We start from the raw sequence: 16,540 nt of genomic DNA, 5'->3' as shown, positions 1-16,540 counted from the left end.
GATTTTACGAGTTCTCTTTAGAGTAAAAACTGGCCACCCAGCGATGCAGCAACAGCACGGCGAAGCAGCCCAGCGCCATATAAAACACCACCATAAACACATCGTTGTAGGCCAAAATCCCGGCCTGCTGGGTAGCACTTTGGCTAAGGCGCGCAAGGCTCTGGGCCTGTAACTGGACATCATCGCCAAGGGCGGCTTTCAGCGCCTGGCGGTAGTGCGCCACGCGTTCGGCAATCAGCGGATTTTGCAGCTGGATGCTGTCGGTCATCACGCTGGAATGGAATTTCTCGCGCAGGATCTGGATAGTGCCGAGAAAGGCGCTGCCCAGCTGAGCACCAATGTTCTGCGTGCTGAGGAACACCAGAATAAAGCTGATGATCTGGCTCTGGCCGAACTGTAAGGCGCGAACAAATCCCAGCCACAGGGCGGTCGGCAGGAAAATCGCTCCCGCGAAGGCAATCATGCCCTGACTGAGATAGAACTGTTCGGGATGGGTATCAATGGTCGAGTGGGCGTCCATCCATGCACCGCCGGCGATCAGCAACATGGCAAACAGGTGGATGTAAACAATGCGCTCGGACTTATGAATGATGCTGATAAACACCAGTCCGGCAAAAGTCATCACCAGCACCACCCAAAATAGAGTGATCAGCTGGTCATTTTGCAGGCCAACCAGCGTCAGAAAGCCCACCATGCCGGTGGTTTGTTCACTCAGCAGCATACGGACAAACAGCATTGAGCCGGTAAACATCAGCATTTCCGGGGTCATCAGCCAGCGTAAATCGATAATGGGATTTTTACGTTTTAACTCCACCATAAAGGCCAGCGTTAAGGTCACGATGCCGACCACGAGCACTTCGCCCAGCCAGGTTTTTTCAAACCACCAGTAGTAACGCCCCATGGTCAGCACCACCGAAATACAGGCAATGGCGATACCAATCAGCGGGTAACTCAGCCAGTCGATTCGCTCGAAAACCTTGACTCGCGGCGGGTGGGTCAACGGCAAAACCCAAATGATGGCCAGACAGATCAGCGCCAGCCCTGACTCCAAAAATGCCAGTTGATGCCAGTGCCCGAGGTCCAGTAAATAGGGGGAGATAATGCGCGAAATCGGCAAGGCGATTTGGCTCCCCGCCAGCCCCAGGCACAAACCGGCCGTCAGTTTTTTGGCCGGCGGAAAGATTTCAAACATATAGAAAATCGCCAGCGGGCCGAGAGAAGCCATGGCAAAGCCCATCACGGCGCGAACCGCCACGGCAGTTTGAAAATCATGGGTGAAAACCTGTGCCAGAGAGACGGCGGCGAAAAACAGCAGGCCATATTCCCCGAAGCGGCGAATACCAAACTGGGTGCGAACCTTGTACAGCAGCAGCGTCCCGCTAATGCTGGTCGCGGTATAGGCGGCAACCAGCCAGTAACTTTCCGTGGCGGTAATTCCCAACGAGCCTTGAATGCCCGGCAGATTGGAGGCGACCAGATTAATGCCCAGCCCCTGCGTCATGCCGATAATAAAAGAGGCCATGGCATACACCATGATGCGCCAGCGCGGGTATTGGCTAAGCCATTGGCTCACCTGTTCAGCGAAAGGATGGTGGGGCGAGGCTGGGGCATTTTGCGGGGTTGGGGAAGAAACGGCTGTCATGATGCTGGGCTAAACCTCTTAACTTCTGCCTCAGTCGAGTGATTACCCGGCTAATATGTATCAAGCTACATGTTTAAAATAATGTAAACAGAAGTCACAGATGTGTCTAGCTGAATTATTCAATTTGTGGATATTTACAAGTGTGAATAGCTGAAATATGAATGGTTCAAACTGTCAGATAACCGCAAGCTGCCAAAGCTGACTACATAGCCGCCAGCTTGGCGCTAATGCTGGCCATCACTTTGCGCGCCACGGACACCTCTTCCTCGGGTATCTCCTGCATCACGTTCATGATGATTTCATCAGTCATCACCCGGACTTCATTGGCGAGGGCGGTGCCCGCTTCGGTCAGCACCACGTCTTTTGAGCGGCGATCCAGCTCGCCCGGACTGCGCTGTAGATAGCCCAGGGCCTGCAGGCTGTCGATCAGGCGAATGGCCGTGGGATGCTCGACATCCAGCAGGGTGGTTAACTCAGATTGCGGCAGTCGCCCCTGTGCGGCCTCGAGGTGCAGCAACACCTGACCACGCGCCAGCGTCAGTCCAATCGTCTTAAACCGCGCGTCACAGTAAGTGCGCAATTGGCGGCCGACGTGCATGGTTTCAGGTAAAAAACGCAGTGCTGGGGGGCGAGATTCAGGGCTGTTTGAGCGGGTCACGGGAGCTTCTCGGCAAAAGGTCATGGGATAACAATGTGCATGAGAATAGCACGAAAGGCCCCTCGGCGTGGAGCCAGCCCGCAGTGAAAAGTCTATGTGCTACAGTTAATGTTCCATGTGAAACATGACGTAAACCACCAAGGGAGTATTTATGACCAAGGTCGCAATAGTCGGAGCACACGGTCAAATTGGCCAGTTACTTATCAAACATCTGGTCGCGCAGGGGCTGGGTGCCGTCGGTATCGTTCGCAAAGAAGAGCAGGTTCCCACCATGAAGAAGCTGGGTGCCGAACCCGTGCTGTTAGATATTGAAAACGCCACCGCCGATCAGCTGGCAACCTGCCTGCAAGGGGCCGATGTCGACGCCGTGGTCTTCGCGGCAGGCGCGGGCGGGGGGTCTTCCGCCGAGCGTAAGCGCACCGTAGATTTCGCCGGGTCGGTACTGCTGGCCGAGGCGGCCAATCTGGCAGGCGTTCGCCGCTATGTGCAAATCTCAGCGATTGGCGTCGATAACCCAATCAAGCCAGACACCGATCCGGTTTGGAAAGCTTATATAGAAGCCAAACGCGACGCGGATATCGAGCTGAAAAAAACCGGCCTCGACTGGACTATTATTCGCCCTGGCCCGCTGACTGACGATCCGGCCACTGGGCTGGTCACACTCTCCCCAGACGCCGGGCGCGGTGAAGTCACCCGCGAAGACGTGGCATTGGTGGTCGCCGCCGTCTTACAGGCACCAAGTTCAATCGGCAAACAGTGGGAGTTACGCGGCGGTGAAACGCCAATTCGGGATGCGGTGAGTCAGTAATTTTTTGGTTAACGCCTTCTCCTCTCTGAGGAGAAGGTTGGGATGAGGAGTGGTTTAACTCTTTGTATTAAGCAACAAACCTCACCCCAGCCCTCTCCTTAAAAGGAGAGGGAGCAGACCTCATCGGCTTAAGGACTAATTTTTATCATTCCCTATGTTTATTTTAAAATAAGAGATGACAAAGCCCATAACTAAAGAAAGAGAAATAAGCCATAAAAAGTAATAATTGTTATTATCAATGCTGGTAGTTAAATAGTTAACAACGCAAGGGATTGAAAAAATATAAAAGGCATCATCGAATGCTTTTTTAAAAAAATCTTTGCCGAAACGGTTATTAGCCATATCAAGACCCCCCTCATTAATTCAACCGTATGAACCCCTTGCCAATAAATTAGCAGCACCTAGCTCATGCTAAAATGATAACCATTATCATTTGTTGTTAAGTGATGCTTAATGATTAACAAAGCGTTTGAAGTGAATTGGCGAGTAAACGGTTTTTCGCTCCTCCCCCTGGTAAGGGGGAGGCTGGGAGGGGGTATTGCAGCAAACTCAGTGGCTTATGTAAGAAATAGCCCACTGTTCTAGGCGTTGGCGCTTAAGGTTTTCAACGGTTCCTGACGGCGGAAGAAGGCGATGGCCGCGCCGAGACACAGCACGTAACCCATAAACTCTGTTCCTTCCTCGACGATGTTTTTCACCGTGCGGACATAGTCATCCTGCATCACGGCTCGCCACACTTCATTCATGCCGAACAGCCGTGAGAACACCAGAATCAGCACCAAACCGCAGACAATATAGTGACAGGCCGGATGGGCGAGAAACGCCGACAGCCCGCGGACGCTGGTCTTTGGCGTAATGGCCGCCCAAATCACACAGTACACGGCGAGCAGACTAGCGAAATAGACCCAGGCCCCTAAGTGGATCAGGTCAAACAGCGCGTCCAGTTCGCGAATAAACATACAGCCGAAGAATCCGCCAATAAGCACCATCCCGCCGCGCAGCGCGGGGTGGCGTTTAGCCTGTAAGAAGAACAGGGCGGAAGTACTCAGCAGCGCCGCTTCCTGCAAGATTTCCGTGGCGGAAATTTCGCCCAGTTGATTCTTGAAAATTGCCACGTCGAGATAGATCACCCCGACCACCAGAAAAGCCCCTGCACTGAGCAGTAAAAAGTTGACGACATGCCGTAAAATGACTTGGTTCATTTATAGTTTTCCCGTTTCTGTTCAATGAATCTTCTCCTCGCTACGGGCGCGACGAAAAGTCTGAAAAGGATACGGATGAGAACTATTATCTGCTGGGCAAACCGTGCTGCAATGATAAACTGAGGTGACAATATGTGCCTTTTTACGGCGAGTATTGGGTTTTCACCCGCACCATGCGATCACAGTCAGTCATAGAACACGAGGCAGCCGGTTTTAATGAGCAATCAACCTACTACCGCAAAACAGCTGGAAGTTCAGCGTATTGTCGACGTCCTTTCCAAAGCCATTGCTCAACACCGATTGCGCCCCGGCGCTCGCCTGATAGAAGCGCAGATCGTCGAGGCACTTAATGCCAACCGTAACCACGTGCAGGTGGCGCTACAGCGTCTGGCGATGCAGCGTATAGTCACGATTGAACCCAATCGTGGCGCGATGGTGGCCCAGCCGACCGCCAAAGAGGCGCGAGAAGTGTTCACCGCCCGCCGCGCCATTGAACGCGCCATTGTCGAAACCATTACCCCTGACTTGATGCGCCGCCATCGCCACCGCATCGCCAGCCACTTAAAGGGCGAGCGCGAAGCGACTAACTCTAGCGATCGCCGCGCCATCGTGCGCGAACTCAGCGAATTCCACCTGATGCTGGGCGAGATTTGTGGCAATGAAGTGCTGAGCGAAATCCTCAATAATCTGATGGTGCGCAGCTCGCTGATTGTCGCGCTCTACCAGCGTAACGACGTGCCTTCCTGCCAGTCAGACGAGCATCAGGCGATCATCACCGCGCTGGAAGCGGGGGATAACGAACAGGCCGCCGCCGTGATGATTGAGCATCTGGATGAGCTGGAGCAGCAGCTGGCGCTGGAAGAGAGTTCGTCGAGTGAGGTGAATTTGCGCCAGGCTCTGGCCGATCTTTGAACTAAGGATAAAGCCAGAATTAACTTTAGCTATCCTTATCATGGATAGCTAAGTTGATAAAATAAAAAAGAAATATAATAAATTCCGAATGAGTTAAGGCTTATCGAGCAAAGCCAGAAAATTCGCTAGCGTCGCAGCAACCGGCTGAGAGTCGGCCTGTAGCATAAACAGCGGGACTTCGGCCTGCGGCGTAGGTTCACTGAGTGGCAAGAACCGCACTTTATCATTCAAGGTAATCCCCCTTACCGATTCAGGTACCAGCGCCAATCCAAATCCGCAGGAAACCAGCGCAATCAGGGTGCTGATTTGTGCGGCATGCTGCACAATGCGCGGGTAAAAACCGGCGCTTTGACACAACTGAATCAGCTGCTGGTAGTAGCCTTCGCCGAGCTGCGGCGGGGTGAAGACAAAGGCTTCCTCGGCCAGCGCGGCGAGATCAATATCCCGCTGCGCCGCCAATGGATGCTCGGCAGGCAGGGCGACGACAATCTTTTCGCTCAGAAAGGGCGTCAGCAGGCCGTGTCGCAACTGCATGGCGGGCTGGCGGATAAAGGCTAAGTCACTCTCGCCCTGTTGCACTGCCTGAATTTGCATCGCCGACGGCATCTCTTTAATCACCAGCTCAACCTGCGGATAGTCTTGCCTGAACTGCCGCAGGGCGTTGAGCAACTGGGGGTAGGCCGCGAGAGACACCGAGCTAATGGTCAGCTTTCCCGCCAGCCCCTGCGCCACATTGCGCACGTGGTTCACCTGCGCGTCGAGGGATTGCAGCAGGCCGCGCGCGCTGTGCAAAAAGGCCGTTCCCGCCGGGGTCAGCGCCACACCGCCGCGATCGCGAATCAACAGCCTGACGCCCAGCTTCTCCTCCAACTGCCGCACGGCCACGCTCAACGGCGGCTGCGACATATGCAGCAACTCAGCGGCGCGGTGGAAGTTAAGAGTTTCCGCCACCGTGACGAACTGCTTCAACACTCGGGTTTCAATCATTTTTACTCTCGGACAGCACATTGTGCAGATACATGATGAGTAAGTGTAACCCATCACTTGATATTAATTTTGTATCAATGTCGCGGGCCATCGGTATTCAACTTTTGTTCACCAACTCGCTAGGCTTGGGTTTCAACACTTAACTCGGGGAGTATCAGGATGGATTTCACCAACAGAGTGGCCGTGATCACCGGCGGGGCGCGCGGATTAGGGCTGGCTTACGCCACGGCACTGGCAGAACGCGGGGCGCGGGTGGTGTTAGGGGACGCGGGGGCCGACAATTCGGGCCAGGGCAGCGACGAAAGTGTGGTGCAACAGGCGGCGCAGGCTTTACAGCGGCAGGGCTATCAGGCGCGGGCGCATCAGGGGGACTATGCGCAGGAGGCGGCTTGTAAATCGCTGATTGAGAGGGCAGTCAGTGAGTTTGGCGGCATCGATATCCTTATCCATAACGCCGGATGGGTGGACTATCAGCCCATTGAGCAGACGGACGGCGCATTCCTACAGCGAGTACTGGGCATCAATGTTTATGCGCCGCTGTGGTTATGCAAATACGGCTGGCCACACCTGAAAAAATCCGCCTGTCCTCGCGTGGTACTCACCACCTCGGACAGGGCGATGTTCGCCGACTATGCGCAGGTCGGGCTGGCGGGCTATGCGGCAGGCAAAATGGCACAGATTGGCATCATGAACGCGCTGGCGTTGGAGGGCAAACCGCAGGGCATTCTCATTAACGCGGTGTCTCCGGTAGCAAAAACGCGCATGTGGGGCGTGCAGGGCGCGCCGACAGATCTCACCCCCGAGTCCGTGGTGCCGGGCGTGCTCTATCTGGCGTCGGCTGAGTGTCGCGACAGCGGATATATCCTGCGCGCCAGCAACGGCCAGTTCACCGCCACGCGGTTTGTCGAGAATAAAGGGGGGGATTACCCGCGGGATTTGGCGCGCATCGCCGTGGATAACGCCGAAGACTTTGCCGAACGTTGGCCGCAGATAAGGGAGCAGTAAAATGGACGTTATCCAGTCAGCTCGCCATTTTGCCGGGGTTCAGGCCACTCTGGGGGAAAGCCCGGTATGGGATGCCGCGCGGCAAACGCTGTTTTATATCGACATTACCGCCGGTTCGATTTTCGCCATTCAGCCGGGCGATGCGCCGCAAGAGATTTATCGCTCAGCCCGGCGAGTGGGGGCACTGGCGCTGACAAGGGCCGGAAATCTGATTTTTACCGAAGATGCCCAAGTCGCCATGCTCGAACTTCCCGCCAGACGTGTGGTGGTACGCAGCGCCGAGGACAGCGTCAACCCGTCTTATCGCTATAATGACGGGGCCTGTAGCCCAGAAGGGCAATTCATTACCGGACTGATGGATGAGCAGCACTCCGCCCGTTCTGGCAGTTTGCACAGCTACGGGGCTGAAGGGGAAAAGTGCGATTTGCTCGCTGGAGTGGGGCTTCCCAACGGTATTGCCTGGTCGGCCGATGGCGGCACAATCTACTTTGTTGATTCTGTCGCGCAGGCGATTTATCAGGCCCCGTGGCCGCTATCCAAAGGCCAGCCGCTACAATCGCGCGTATTTGCCCAAACGCCCGCTGAACTTGGCAGACCCGATGGTATCGCCCTCGACGTAGACGGCAATCTGTGGGTTTGCCAGTTCAACGGCGGCTGCCTGCTTTATTACAGAGCCAGCGGCCAACTGCTGCGCAAAGTCGAGCTGCCGGTTCCACGCCCGACCAGCTGCTGTTTCGGCGGCGAGGACCTCAAAACGCTGTTTATCACCAGCGCCCGATTTGGCATGAGCCAAGAGGAGCTGCGGCGTTACCCGCTGGCTGGCGATATTTTTCAGCTCAAAGTGGACAGCCCCGGGCTTACGCCACATTGCTTCGACGACGGCCTTTGGCTCAAGGCCGCACCTTAATCCCTTAGCTCATCCCAACCTTCTCCTCTGAGAGGAGAAGCCGCTAGAACCTTAAATCATTCACTTTCCAGCCGTATCCCGGACTTGGCATCAAACAGATGAATGTTCCCGCTATTCGCTTCTAACCAAACTGGCTTACCGGCGGTGACGGTTGCGCGGCCCGCGCATTGGACGTGCATCGGGAAGCAGCTCCAGGTGACGTGCAGCAGGCTGCTCTCGCCGGTGACTTCTAACAGGCGCAGCTCGGCCGGGGTTTGCAGGCTGCTTTCAACAATTTTTACATCATGCGGCCGCAGACCTACCGTCACCGGCTGGCCTTCGGAATGGCGAGCCTGGGCCCACCACTTCTCGGGAAGAGGGAACCACAGCTGGCCGCAGGCCACGCCCGGCGTGCCACTCATATTCATAAAAGAACCGGCCAGAAGATTCATCGGCGGAGAACCGATAAACCGCGCCACAAAGGTGTTGGCGGGCTGGTCGTAAATCGACAGCGGCGAGCCTTGCTGCACAATATAGCCATCTTTCATCACCACGATATTGTCAGCCAGCGTCATGGCTTCCACCTGATCGTGAGTCACATACACCGTGGTGGTGCGGAATTGCTGATGCACGGATTTGATTTCGGCGCGCAGCTCCATTCGCAGCTGGGCGTCGAGGTTGGATAACGGCTCGTCGAACAGAAATACCTTCGGATTGCGCACCAGCGCGCGGCCCATGGCGACGCGCTGGCGCTGGCCGCCGGAGAGATCTTTCGGCAGACGCTGCAACAGATGATCAATCCCCAGTACCTTGGCGGCCTGCGCCACTTTGGCCTGCTGCTCGGCCTTCGGCACCTTTTTCACCTGCATGTGAAACGCCATATTCTCCGTGACGGTTAAATGCGGATAGAGCGCGTAAGACTGAAACACCATGGCGATATCGCGGTCGGCGGGATCGAAATTGTTGATCTTCACCTTATCCAGCAGAATATCGCCGTCGGACAGCGACTCAAGGCCTGCCAACAGGCGCAAAAGGGTCGATTTACCACAGCCGGACGGCCCGACCAGTACAGTGAAACTGCCATCTTTGATGGTCAGGTCCAGCGGCTTTAACACCTGCTGTTTGCCGTAGTTTTTGGCAACTTTTACTAATTCAACCAATGCCATCGATTATTTCTCCACCGAATTTTTTTCTGCCGAAAGTGAAAGCAAGACCTGCCAATCTGGATACTGACGCGGGTTACTGCTGATGGCGCTTCCCGCCACGCGCACGCCCCATTGCAGCGCCTGCTGCGGCTCTTGGCCATACACCAGCGCCGACAAGAATCCGGCGTTGAAGCTGTCGCCCGCGCCGATGGTGTCAACCACCTGCACCGGATCCGCCGCCTGATGCAGCTGCCCATGGGCCGACCATAGCCGCGCGCCGTCAGGGCCACACTTGGCGACCACAAAGGCGTTTTCCGCCATCTGCGACAGCAGGTAGGCTGCGGCGTCATCCAAGGTATTGCGGGCAGACATGCCCAGTGTTTCTACTTCGTTGAGCAGCAGCGCGTCGCAATAGCCCAGCCACGGAGTGATTTGCTGGCGGAGGGCGTCGCTCCAGTCCTGCGGCGGCCAGCCGCTATCCACTACCACCTGATAACCGCGCTGCTTGAGGGCCGACAGCAGTTGCGGATACTGCTCGAACAGCCGGGTGCAGAGGAAGGTGCCGCACAGCAACACCCAGTCGCCGGGTTGGGCCTGAGAAGGCAGTTGCAGCAGCACGTCGTCGAGATTCAGCCGGACAATGTGCCCCTGATTGCTGAAAAAGGTGCGTTCGTGGTCGGGGTGAGTCACGCCAAAAGTCAGCGAGGTTTCACACTCCACGGTCGGCCAGTGCGGCGCGCTCTGCGGGAACAGGCTCGCCAGCCAGTCGGTGAACTGGTCATTGCCCTGATTAGCCACCAGACGGTGCGGGGTCCCCAGCGCCGCCAGCGCTAATGCACAGTTTCCCGCCGAGCCGCCGGGGCGAATCGAGCTGGTTTCCAGCATGGTTTCAGTGCCTTTTTGCGGCCACTGGTGCAGGGTGCTCATGATCAAATCAACGTTCAGATTGCCCACCACGTATAGGGTGGACTGGATTTCTGGCTTATTCATGTTGTCGAAGTTTCCCATCATGCTGACATTCATCCCTTGCTGCCGCCGCTGGTTAAGCCGCTAACCAGCGTTTTTTGCAGCCACAGAGCAATAAACAGAGGCGGAATAGCCGCCAGAATACCGACGGCGGCGATCAGGCCATCGTCGGTGGCGCGCCCGGCGGTGAAACCGGCAATAGTCACGGGGAGCGTTTGGGCATCAATGTTGTTGGTAAACAGCAGCGCGTAGAAGAACTCATCCCACGCCAGCAGCCAGCCAAACATCGCCGACGCGCCCAGCGCGGGCTTGGCCAGAGGCAGCGTGATACGCAGCAGCACCTGCCAATAGCGCAAACCGTCGAGGCGCGAGGCCTGTTCGATATCCACCGGCAGGGCGTCAAACTGGTTTTTCAGCATCCAAGTCAGGAAAGGCAAAATCATCGAACAATAAACCAGCACCAGCCCCAAATGAGTGTTGAGCAGGGTGAGCTTTTGCAAAATGAAGTACAGCGGCAGCACGAAAGCCACCGGCGGCACCATGTAAATCGCCAGACTGCCGAACAGCCAGCCGTTGCGCCCCGGATAGCGCGAGAAGCTGTACGCCGCCGGGATTGCCAGCAGCAGCGAAATAATGGTCGCGCCGCAGGCAACCAGCAGGCTGTTGCCGAGCGCGTGCAGGAACAGCGCCCCCGGCTGCCCGGCTTGCAGGGTCAGCAGGCTGGCGTAGCGGCTAAAATCCCAGTGGCGCGGCAGCCATTCCAGCGGAATGCGGGTGAGATCTTCCGCCGAACTGACGCTCATCAAGAACATCCACAACAGCGGAGCTAGAATCGACACGGCCAGCAGCAGGGCGAAGGTGTAACGCAGAACCAGACGAATTTTCGATTTCATTCCACGCTCCCTGAACGGCGCTGGCGCAATAACATCAGCATGTAAATCAAGATTAAAATCCCGCAAATCAGGGTCATCAGAATGGCGTAAGCCGCGCCGCTGCCGGCTCTCAGGTAGCTAAACGACTCTTGATAGACGAAGAAACTCACCGTTTTGGTGCTATCGAGCGGGCCGCCACGGGTCATCACGTAGATGATATCGAACACTTTAAAGGCGTCGATGGTGCGCAGAACTAGCGCCACCGCCAGCGGAGCCGCAATCGCCGGGAAGGTGATTTTGCAAAAGCGTCGCCATGGCGAAGCACCGTCCAACCGCGCCGCTTCGAACAGGTCTTCGGGAATGGTTTGCAGCGCCGCCAGAGTCAGCAAGGTGATCAGCGGGTAGTTCTTCCAAATATCGGCGAACATCACCGCGTTCAGGGCTGAACTGGTATCGCCCAGCCAGCTACGGTAGCTATCCAGCACGCCGAGTTGGGTCAGCAGGGCGTTGATGCTGCCGTAATCCGGGTTGAAGTTGAGTCGCCACATGGTGGCGTTAACGATGGTCGGCAGCGCCCAAGGCAGGATAACCAGCACCCGCAGGGCACTGCGCCCCCAAAACTGTTGGTTGAGCAGCAGAGCAACCAGCACGCCGATAATGCCTTCGAACAGCACCGACACCAGCGTGAAATAGAGGGTGCGCCACAGCGCGGCGCGGAAATCCGGGTCGGTTAGGGCATAGATAAAGTTGTCGCTGCCCACCCAGTTAGGCGCGGTGCCGTCGCCAATCAGCCCGGCATCGGTAAAACTCAGCCAAAGCGTGCGGGCCAGCGGCCATGCGGTGAGCAGGAACATCATCAGCAGCATAGGCGCCAGAAGCAGCCAAGCCTGACGTCGCTCTCGTTGCGGTAAAGTAAGCATGTTCTACGTTCCGTGGTGTTGATTTGCCCCGCATATCGCTATTTGGGGCATTGGTTTCGCTAATAAAGTGGAACTTAACGCAGACGGTCTGCGGCTTCGGTCGCCGTGGTCATGCCATCTTTCGCGCTGACTTTGCCTTGCAGCACGCCTTGCAGGTTCTGCTGCAAGATGTTGGACAGGCGGGAGTAGTCAGGCGTGACCGGGCGAGAAAGCATCACGTTGAGTGAGGTTTTCGCCGCGGCGATCAGCGCTTCCTGATCCTTCTGCACGGCCGGGTCATCATAAGAAGATTTCCAAATTGGCAGGCTCAGCTTGGCGTATTTGTCCTGCACCGGCTGAGAGGTCATATAGGTGATGTACTGCCATGCCTGATCCGGATGCGTACTGGCCTTGGCGATGCCCAAGCCCATGGAGCCGTTGACGCCAGACGCCTGACCCGCCACCGTGCCCGGCGCAGGAATGACCCCGACCTGGCCCGCCACTTTGCTCTGTTTCGGGTCATTCGCCATGTTGTACATATAGGTCCAGTTCAGCGCGAAGGCCGCGTCACCGTTGGAGAAGGACTTACGCACGTCCTCTTCCAGATACTCGCGGGAGTTCGGATTAGTCAGGCCTTTATCCAACGTCTCTTTCATGAAATCGACGGCTTTCAGCGCGCCCGAATTGTTGAAGTTCAGCTTACCGTCTTTATAGAAGTCACCTTTAAACGCCGAGACCAGCGTGGTGTAGTCACACAGCAAGGCTTCTGACTGCGACCAGCTCCACACCAGTGGGAACTTGACGATGCCTTTCTCTTTCAGGATCGCAGACTGCTTCTCCACTTCAGCCCAGGTGGTTGGCGGGGTAGTGATCCCAGCTTTGGCCAGCATGGCTTTGTTGTAATAGAGATATTTAGTGTCGAGGATCCACGGCATGCCCCAGCGTTTGTCTTTGTAGGTCACGGTGGAGATAGCGCCGTCAAAGATTTTGCTGCTTTCGTCGGCGCTGATGCGCGATGTCACGTCTTGCAGCAGGCCGTATTTGTTGAATTCAGCAGGCCAGATGGCGTCGAACAGCACCACGTCATAGCCATTGGCTCCGGCACCACGCGCGGCGACGATTTTGTCATGCAGGGCTTCATAAGGAACGAATTCGAGATTGACCTTGATATCAGGATGCTGCTTGGTGAAGTCGGCGGTCATGGCACGGATATCGGCTTCGCTATAGGCTGCCTGAGTCATAAACAGCGCGCTCAGCTGGGTTTCAGCCAGCGCGTTGGTGGAATAGCTGAACGCCAGAGCGGATAGGGCGCAAAGGGTGGCGGCAGGGGTTAATCGCATATCTTCATCTCCAATAACTCGGTAATGGGTGGGTGGATAATTAAATCAATTTGATTGCTTTAATGGGCGAAAAAAAAGTTCCGCCCCTTGCCCATTTTGGGGCAGCATCCATGCCGAATTTCCATCGCTGCTACACGTGGTTTTAAAGATGACGATGAAGATAATGACGAATTTGTATTATCATCACGCAAAATTATAATAAAAACTTAACATGCTCATAACACCGAAAGCTGTGATAGCGGCGTCATTCTCAACACTTAGATCAGAGCAGGGTGATTAATAAAATCAATTTGATTGCTCAATTATCTATCAGCATACTGGTTTCAAGCTTTCCCTTGGTGCATAGGCAGTTATGACAACTTCTGGTACTAACCTCGAGCACGCTCGTGCTCACAATCGCCGCGTAGTTATCGAGGCGATTCGCCTTAATGGTGAACTCACTCGCGCCGAAATTGCCCGTATGACGGCCTTAACGCCGCAAACCGTCTCCAACATTGCCACCGAGCTTGAGCAAGCTGGCGTGCTCTCATCCCATCTGCCGCGTAAAGTGGGAGGAAGAGGGCAACCGGCCACGCCGTTGACGCTCAATCCAGACAGCGCCTACTCCATCGGCATCCATCTCGATCACCAGTCATTGCTCATCGTGCTGGTTGATCTCACCGGCACCGTGCGTTTTCGCCACTGGCTGGCGGTGCAAAAACCGCAGCCGGAACCGACGCTGGCCCTGATTGAGCAGATACTGCAAGAAATGCGCCAACAGGTGAAAATCGACTGGCGAAAAATGTTGGGCATCGGCATCGTAATGCCGGGCCCTTTTGGCGTTGAAGGTATCTCTTCCGAAGGGCCAACCACTTTGCACGGCTGGGATAACGTCGACGTCGAGGCGCGGCTGAGCAGCAGCACCGGCTGGCCGGTCACGCTGGAAAACGATGCCACCGTAGCGGCAATCGGCGAGCGGTTTCACGGCGTAGCCAAGCAGCTCACCTCCTTTATCTATCTCTATATCGGCACTGGACTGGGTGCCGGCATCTTTATGGACGGGCGGATTTACACTGGCCATGCACACAATGCGGGCGAGGTCGGTCACATAGTGGTGCAACCCGGCGGGCGAGAATGCTATTGCGGCAACAAGGGTTGCCTCGAGCGCTATCTGTCACTGCAGGCCGCCTATGAAGCCTGTGGGCTGGATCCGATGTCCGCTAAGCCGGAAGATCTGTTAGAAGTGGGTGACGACGCCTTCGAGCGTTGGCTAGATACCACCGTCGAACCCGCCTGCCAGGCTATCAATATTATGGAGTGCGTGTTCGACGCCGAATGCGTGATCATCGGCGGCATGATGCCGCAACCCCTGCTCGAAAAGCTGATGAAACGCCTGACGCCGCTCTATAGCTCAGTAAGAAGCCGCTATCCGCGCGGCATGCGCGTCAGAATGGGCATGTCCGGCACCGATACCGCCGCGCTGGGTGCTGCCGCACTGCCGATTTTTGATGAGTTTAATCCGCAATATGAGGTGTTGTTGAAGTAGAGCGACTTCTGGGCGCTTTCTTTTCAATTTCATCTTAAGGTCAAAACCTTGCGTTGCCACGCAAACTGGCCCAAAGGGTTTTAAACGAGACCCTTTGGAATCCTGCGTTTTTTTGTTGCTGGTAGATCGAGGCTTCGCAGGGTCGGAACGGACATATTCCAGCGGCCACGATGATCGCCGCGATGTGCCGCCGCTTAGGCGTTGCCTTCGCTGCGGGATTCCAACCCGCGAAAAAAGACTCGCGGTTTTCCACCTCTTGCTCGGCGTCACTTCTGAACGCGACTTACTGGCATTTCAACCGTGCCGTTTCAGTAGTTTTGCCGTTCTGCTCCTCCCCCTGACAAGGGGAGGCTGGGAGGGGGTATTGCAGCAAACTCAGTGGGTTGATGCTCGCCAGCGGCATGACCACCCAAATGCCTGCCGACAATGACAGTTACACCCGGCTGACGCGCAATCAGGCCGGGGATGAGTGGCTCAATCGCAGTATTCGTGCCGATGCCCATGACCTTTACCGGCAGCAGGACGTCAATTTCACTCTCGATCAGGATATGTCCACCAACAGCGGCACGCCGGGCAAATCCGACCTTAAAGCCAGCACCACCATGCTACAGGCCGATATGCCTTGGTATCAGGGGCGCGCCTTCCTGCGTTCCGACATTGTGCGCATGGATAACGGTTCCTTTGAGAATGTCACCAACGATGAGAGCCAGTACGACGGGTACAGCACCTTATTTGGCACCTGTAGCAGTCAGGTGAAATGTGACAGCGATTATGGTCAGCGGGCCAGCGGCGTGAGTCTCGGCGCGGGCTATAAAGACCAAACCTGGGAGGGCGATCTGGGCACCACGCCGCTCGGCTTCCCGGTGGTAGATTGGGTCGGCGGGCTGGCTTACAGCAGTGACTGGCAGGATATTGGCTGGACGGCGATGGCGTCGCGTCGGCCAATCTCCAGCTCCATGCTCTCCTACGCTGGGGCGAAAGATCCGCATACCGGCATCAAATGGGGCGGCGTGCGTGCCACGGGTGTCAGTCTCGGCGTCAGTTACGATCAGGGCAAAGCGCATGGGCTGTGGGGGGACATCAGCGCTCATCAGCTGACCGGCAAAAACGTGGCTGACAACAGCCGCGAACGCCTGATGGGTGGCTACTACTATAAAGTCATCAATGAGGATAACCGCCGCGCCACCCTGGGACTGAACTCCATGCTGTGGCACTACCAGAAAGACCTCAGCGGCTACACGCTAGGACAGGGCGGCTATTACAGTCCGCAGCAGTATTTCTCGCTGGCGGTGCCGGTGAACTATCGCCAGCGGACGGACAACTGGTCATGGGAAGTGGGCGGGTCGGTCTCTTGGTCGCGCTCCTCCACCAAGGACCAGAAGCGCTATCCGCTGCCGGGACTGATCCCTGACGGGTTGGTGGACAAAGACGCGATAGAACAGGGCAGCAGCAGCTCCGGTTTTGGTTATACGGCGCAGGCGCTGGTTGAAAGACGCGTCAGCTCGCACTGGACGGTCGGCGCGGCGATTGATATTCAGCAGGCCAAGGACTACACCCCGAGCCACTATCTGCTCTATGTCCGCTACTCGCTGGCGGGCTGGGAGGGGGATCTGGATATGCCACCGCGCCCGCTGGTGCCTTACGCCGACTTTAAGTAACGGCTTCAATCACTTCCTCTCCTCTATCGGGAGGG

General features: G+C 56.3%; 15 protein-coding genes and 1 pseudogene. 6 read left to right on the top strand and 10 right to left on the bottom strand.

The window, feature by feature from the left end; all coding sequences use genetic code 11:
• Positions 1 to 4: 4 nt before the first annotated feature.
• Both SBO83_RS05350 and SBO83_RS05345 read right to left on the bottom strand, forming a co-directional pair.
• Entirely contained in the window at positions 5 to 1,642 is a 1,638-nt protein-coding gene (locus SBO83_RS05350) for an MFS transporter (RefSeq protein WP_396130708.1), read from the bottom strand.
• A 202-nt stretch (positions 1,643 to 1,844) separates the two neighbouring features.
• The gene (locus tag SBO83_RS05345; protein ID WP_396130707.1) at positions 1,845 to 2,300 is read right to left on the bottom strand and encodes a MarR family transcriptional regulator; all 456 of its coding nucleotides are present in this window, start codon (positions 2,298 to 2,300) and stop codon (positions 1,845 to 1,847) included.
• 151 nt (positions 2,301 to 2,451) lie between these two features.
• Here SBO83_RS05345 and SBO83_RS05340 point away from each other — a divergent pair, with 151 nt between their 5' ends.
• Positions 2,452 to 3,108: an SDR family oxidoreductase gene (locus tag SBO83_RS05340; protein ID WP_396130706.1), complete on the top strand. Its 657-nt coding sequence runs from the start codon at positions 2,452 to 2,454 to the stop codon at positions 3,106 to 3,108.
• A gap of 135 nt (positions 3,109 to 3,243) precedes the next feature.
• Here the strand turns inward: SBO83_RS05340 and SBO83_RS05335 are convergent, their stop codons facing one another.
• On the bottom strand, positions 3,244 to 3,450 hold the full coding sequence (locus SBO83_RS05335) for a hypothetical protein (RefSeq protein WP_396130705.1): 207 nt from the start codon (positions 3,448 to 3,450) through the stop codon (positions 3,244 to 3,246).
• Between the two features lie 239 nt (positions 3,451 to 3,689).
• Positions 3,690 to 4,310 carry a hypothetical protein gene (locus SBO83_RS05330; protein ID WP_396130704.1) on the bottom strand — a complete coding sequence of 207 codons (621 nt, stop codon included), beginning with the start codon at positions 4,308 to 4,310 and terminating at the stop codon, positions 3,690 to 3,692.
• A gap of 216 nt (positions 4,311 to 4,526) precedes the next feature.
• Here SBO83_RS05330 and SBO83_RS05325 point away from each other — a divergent pair, with 216 nt between their 5' ends.
• Positions 4,527 to 5,222 (top strand): GntR family transcriptional regulator, encoded by a 696-nt coding sequence (locus SBO83_RS05325; RefSeq protein ID WP_353502032.1) that lies wholly within the window; start codon positions 4,527 to 4,529, stop codon positions 5,220 to 5,222.
• Between the two features lie 93 nt (positions 5,223 to 5,315).
• Here SBO83_RS05325 and SBO83_RS05320 read toward each other — a convergent pair whose 3' ends face one another.
• Entirely contained in the window at positions 5,316 to 6,209 is an 894-nt protein-coding gene (locus tag SBO83_RS05320) for a LysR substrate-binding domain-containing protein (protein ID WP_396130703.1), read from the bottom strand.
• Positions 6,210 to 6,368: 159 nt separating this feature from the next.
• Between SBO83_RS05320 and SBO83_RS05315 the strand changes: the two genes are divergently transcribed.
• Together SBO83_RS05315 and SBO83_RS05310 are read left to right on the top strand one after the other, a co-directional pair.
• A complete protein-coding gene (locus SBO83_RS05315; RefSeq protein ID WP_396130702.1) occupies positions 6,369 to 7,214 on the top strand; it encodes an SDR family NAD(P)-dependent oxidoreductase in 846 nt (281 codons plus the stop codon).
• A gap of 1 nt (position 7,215) precedes the next feature.
• Positions 7,216 to 8,121: an SMP-30/gluconolactonase/LRE family protein gene (locus SBO83_RS05310; RefSeq protein ID WP_396130701.1), complete on the top strand. Its 906-nt coding sequence runs from the start codon at positions 7,216 to 7,218 to the stop codon at positions 8,119 to 8,121.
• Positions 8,122 to 8,177: 56 nt separating this feature from the next.
• Here SBO83_RS05310 and SBO83_RS05305 read toward each other — a convergent pair whose 3' ends face one another.
• The 5 genes from SBO83_RS05305 to SBO83_RS05285 all read right to left on the bottom strand — a co-directional run bounded on the left by SBO83_RS05305 (position 8,178) and on the right by SBO83_RS05285 (position 13,322).
• Positions 8,178 to 9,266 carry a sn-glycerol-3-phosphate ABC transporter ATP-binding protein UgpC gene (locus SBO83_RS05305; RefSeq protein WP_396130700.1) on the bottom strand — a complete coding sequence of 363 codons (1,089 nt, stop codon included), beginning with the start codon at positions 9,264 to 9,266 and terminating at the stop codon, positions 8,178 to 8,180.
• A gap of 3 nt (positions 9,267 to 9,269) precedes the next feature.
• Positions 9,270 to 10,235, bottom strand: coding sequence for a PfkB family carbohydrate kinase (locus tag SBO83_RS05300; protein ID WP_396130928.1), 966 nt, complete (start codon positions 10,233 to 10,235; stop codon positions 9,270 to 9,272).
• Positions 10,236 to 10,264: 29 nt separating this feature from the next.
• The gene (locus SBO83_RS05295; protein ID WP_034790435.1) at positions 10,265 to 11,104 is read right to left on the bottom strand and encodes a carbohydrate ABC transporter permease; all 840 of its coding nucleotides are present in this window, start codon (positions 11,102 to 11,104) and stop codon (positions 10,265 to 10,267) included.
• Positions 11,101 to 12,003 (bottom strand): carbohydrate ABC transporter permease, encoded by a 903-nt coding sequence (locus SBO83_RS05290; protein ID WP_353502039.1) that lies wholly within the window; start codon positions 12,001 to 12,003, stop codon positions 11,101 to 11,103. Before SBO83_RS05290 ends, SBO83_RS05295 begins: the two co-directional genes overlap by 4 nt.
• Before the next feature lie 74 nt (positions 12,004 to 12,077).
• Positions 12,078 to 13,322, bottom strand: a complete 1,245-nt coding sequence (locus tag SBO83_RS05285) for an extracellular solute-binding protein (RefSeq protein ID WP_396130699.1) — start codon at positions 13,320 to 13,322, stop codon at positions 12,078 to 12,080.
• 352 nt (positions 13,323 to 13,674) lie between these two features.
• Here SBO83_RS05285 and SBO83_RS05280 point away from each other — a divergent pair, with 352 nt between their 5' ends.
• On the top strand, positions 13,675 to 14,847 hold the full coding sequence (locus tag SBO83_RS05280; protein ID WP_396130698.1) for an ROK family protein: 1,173 nt from the start codon (positions 13,675 to 13,677) through the stop codon (positions 14,845 to 14,847).
• 386 nt (positions 14,848 to 15,233) lie between these two features.
• A pseudogene (locus SBO83_RS05275) lies at positions 15,234 to 16,505 on the top strand (cellulose synthase subunit BcsC-related outer membrane protein); the annotation flags it as partial.
• Positions 16,506 to 16,540: the final 35 nt, after the last annotated feature.

It is taken from the genome of Ewingella allii, assembly GCF_044430645.1.
Taxonomy (GTDB): domain Bacteria; phylum Pseudomonadota; class Gammaproteobacteria; order Enterobacterales; family Enterobacteriaceae; genus Ewingella; species Ewingella allii.
Note: the sequence above shows the minus strand (reverse complement) of the source record. Positions and strands in the feature narration are given on the sequence as shown.

What these genes read in the sequence shown, in the direction of transcription:
- SBO83_RS05350 (WP_396130708.1), bottom strand. Translation starts at nt 1,642, where the DNA reads ATGACAGCCGTTTCTTCCCCAACCCCGCAAAATGCCCCAGCCTCGCCC.
- SBO83_RS05340 (WP_396130706.1), top strand. Translation starts at nt 2,452, where the DNA reads ATGACCAAGGTCGCAATAGTCGGAGCACACGGTCAAATTGGCCAGTTA.
- SBO83_RS05335 (WP_396130705.1), bottom strand. Translation starts at nt 3,450, where the DNA reads ATGGCTAATAACCGTTTCGGCAAAGATTTTTTTAAAAAAGCATTCGAT.
- SBO83_RS05330 (WP_396130704.1), bottom strand. Translation starts at nt 4,310, where the DNA reads ATGAACCAAGTCATTTTACGGCATGTCGTCAACTTTTTACTGCTCAGT.
- SBO83_RS05325 (WP_353502032.1), top strand. Translation starts at nt 4,527, where the DNA reads ATGAGCAATCAACCTACTACCGCAAAACAGCTGGAAGTTCAGCGTATT.
- SBO83_RS05320 (WP_396130703.1), bottom strand. Translation starts at nt 6,209, where the DNA reads ATGATTGAAACCCGAGTGTTGAAGCAGTTCGTCACGGTGGCGGAAACT.
- SBO83_RS05315 (WP_396130702.1), top strand. Translation starts at nt 6,369, where the DNA reads ATGGATTTCACCAACAGAGTGGCCGTGATCACCGGCGGGGCGCGCGGA.
- SBO83_RS05310 (WP_396130701.1), top strand. Translation starts at nt 7,216, where the DNA reads ATGGACGTTATCCAGTCAGCTCGCCATTTTGCCGGGGTTCAGGCCACT.
- SBO83_RS05305 (WP_396130700.1), bottom strand. Translation starts at nt 9,266, where the DNA reads ATGGCATTGGTTGAATTAGTAAAAGTTGCCAAAAACTACGGCAAACAG.
- SBO83_RS05300 (WP_396130928.1), bottom strand. Translation starts at nt 10,235, where the DNA reads ATGAATAAGCCAGAAATCCAGTCCACCCTATACGTGGTGGGCAATCTG.
- SBO83_RS05295 (WP_034790435.1), bottom strand. Translation starts at nt 11,104, where the DNA reads ATGAAATCGAAAATTCGTCTGGTTCTGCGTTACACCTTCGCCCTGCTG.
- SBO83_RS05290 (WP_353502039.1), bottom strand. Translation starts at nt 12,003, where the DNA reads ATGCTTACTTTACCGCAACGAGAGCGACGTCAGGCTTGGCTGCTTCTG.
- SBO83_RS05285 (WP_396130699.1), bottom strand. Translation starts at nt 13,322, where the DNA reads ATGCGATTAACCCCTGCCGCCACCCTTTGCGCCCTATCCGCTCTGGCG.
- SBO83_RS05280 (WP_396130698.1), top strand. Translation starts at nt 13,675, where the DNA reads ATGACAACTTCTGGTACTAACCTCGAGCACGCTCGTGCTCACAATCGC.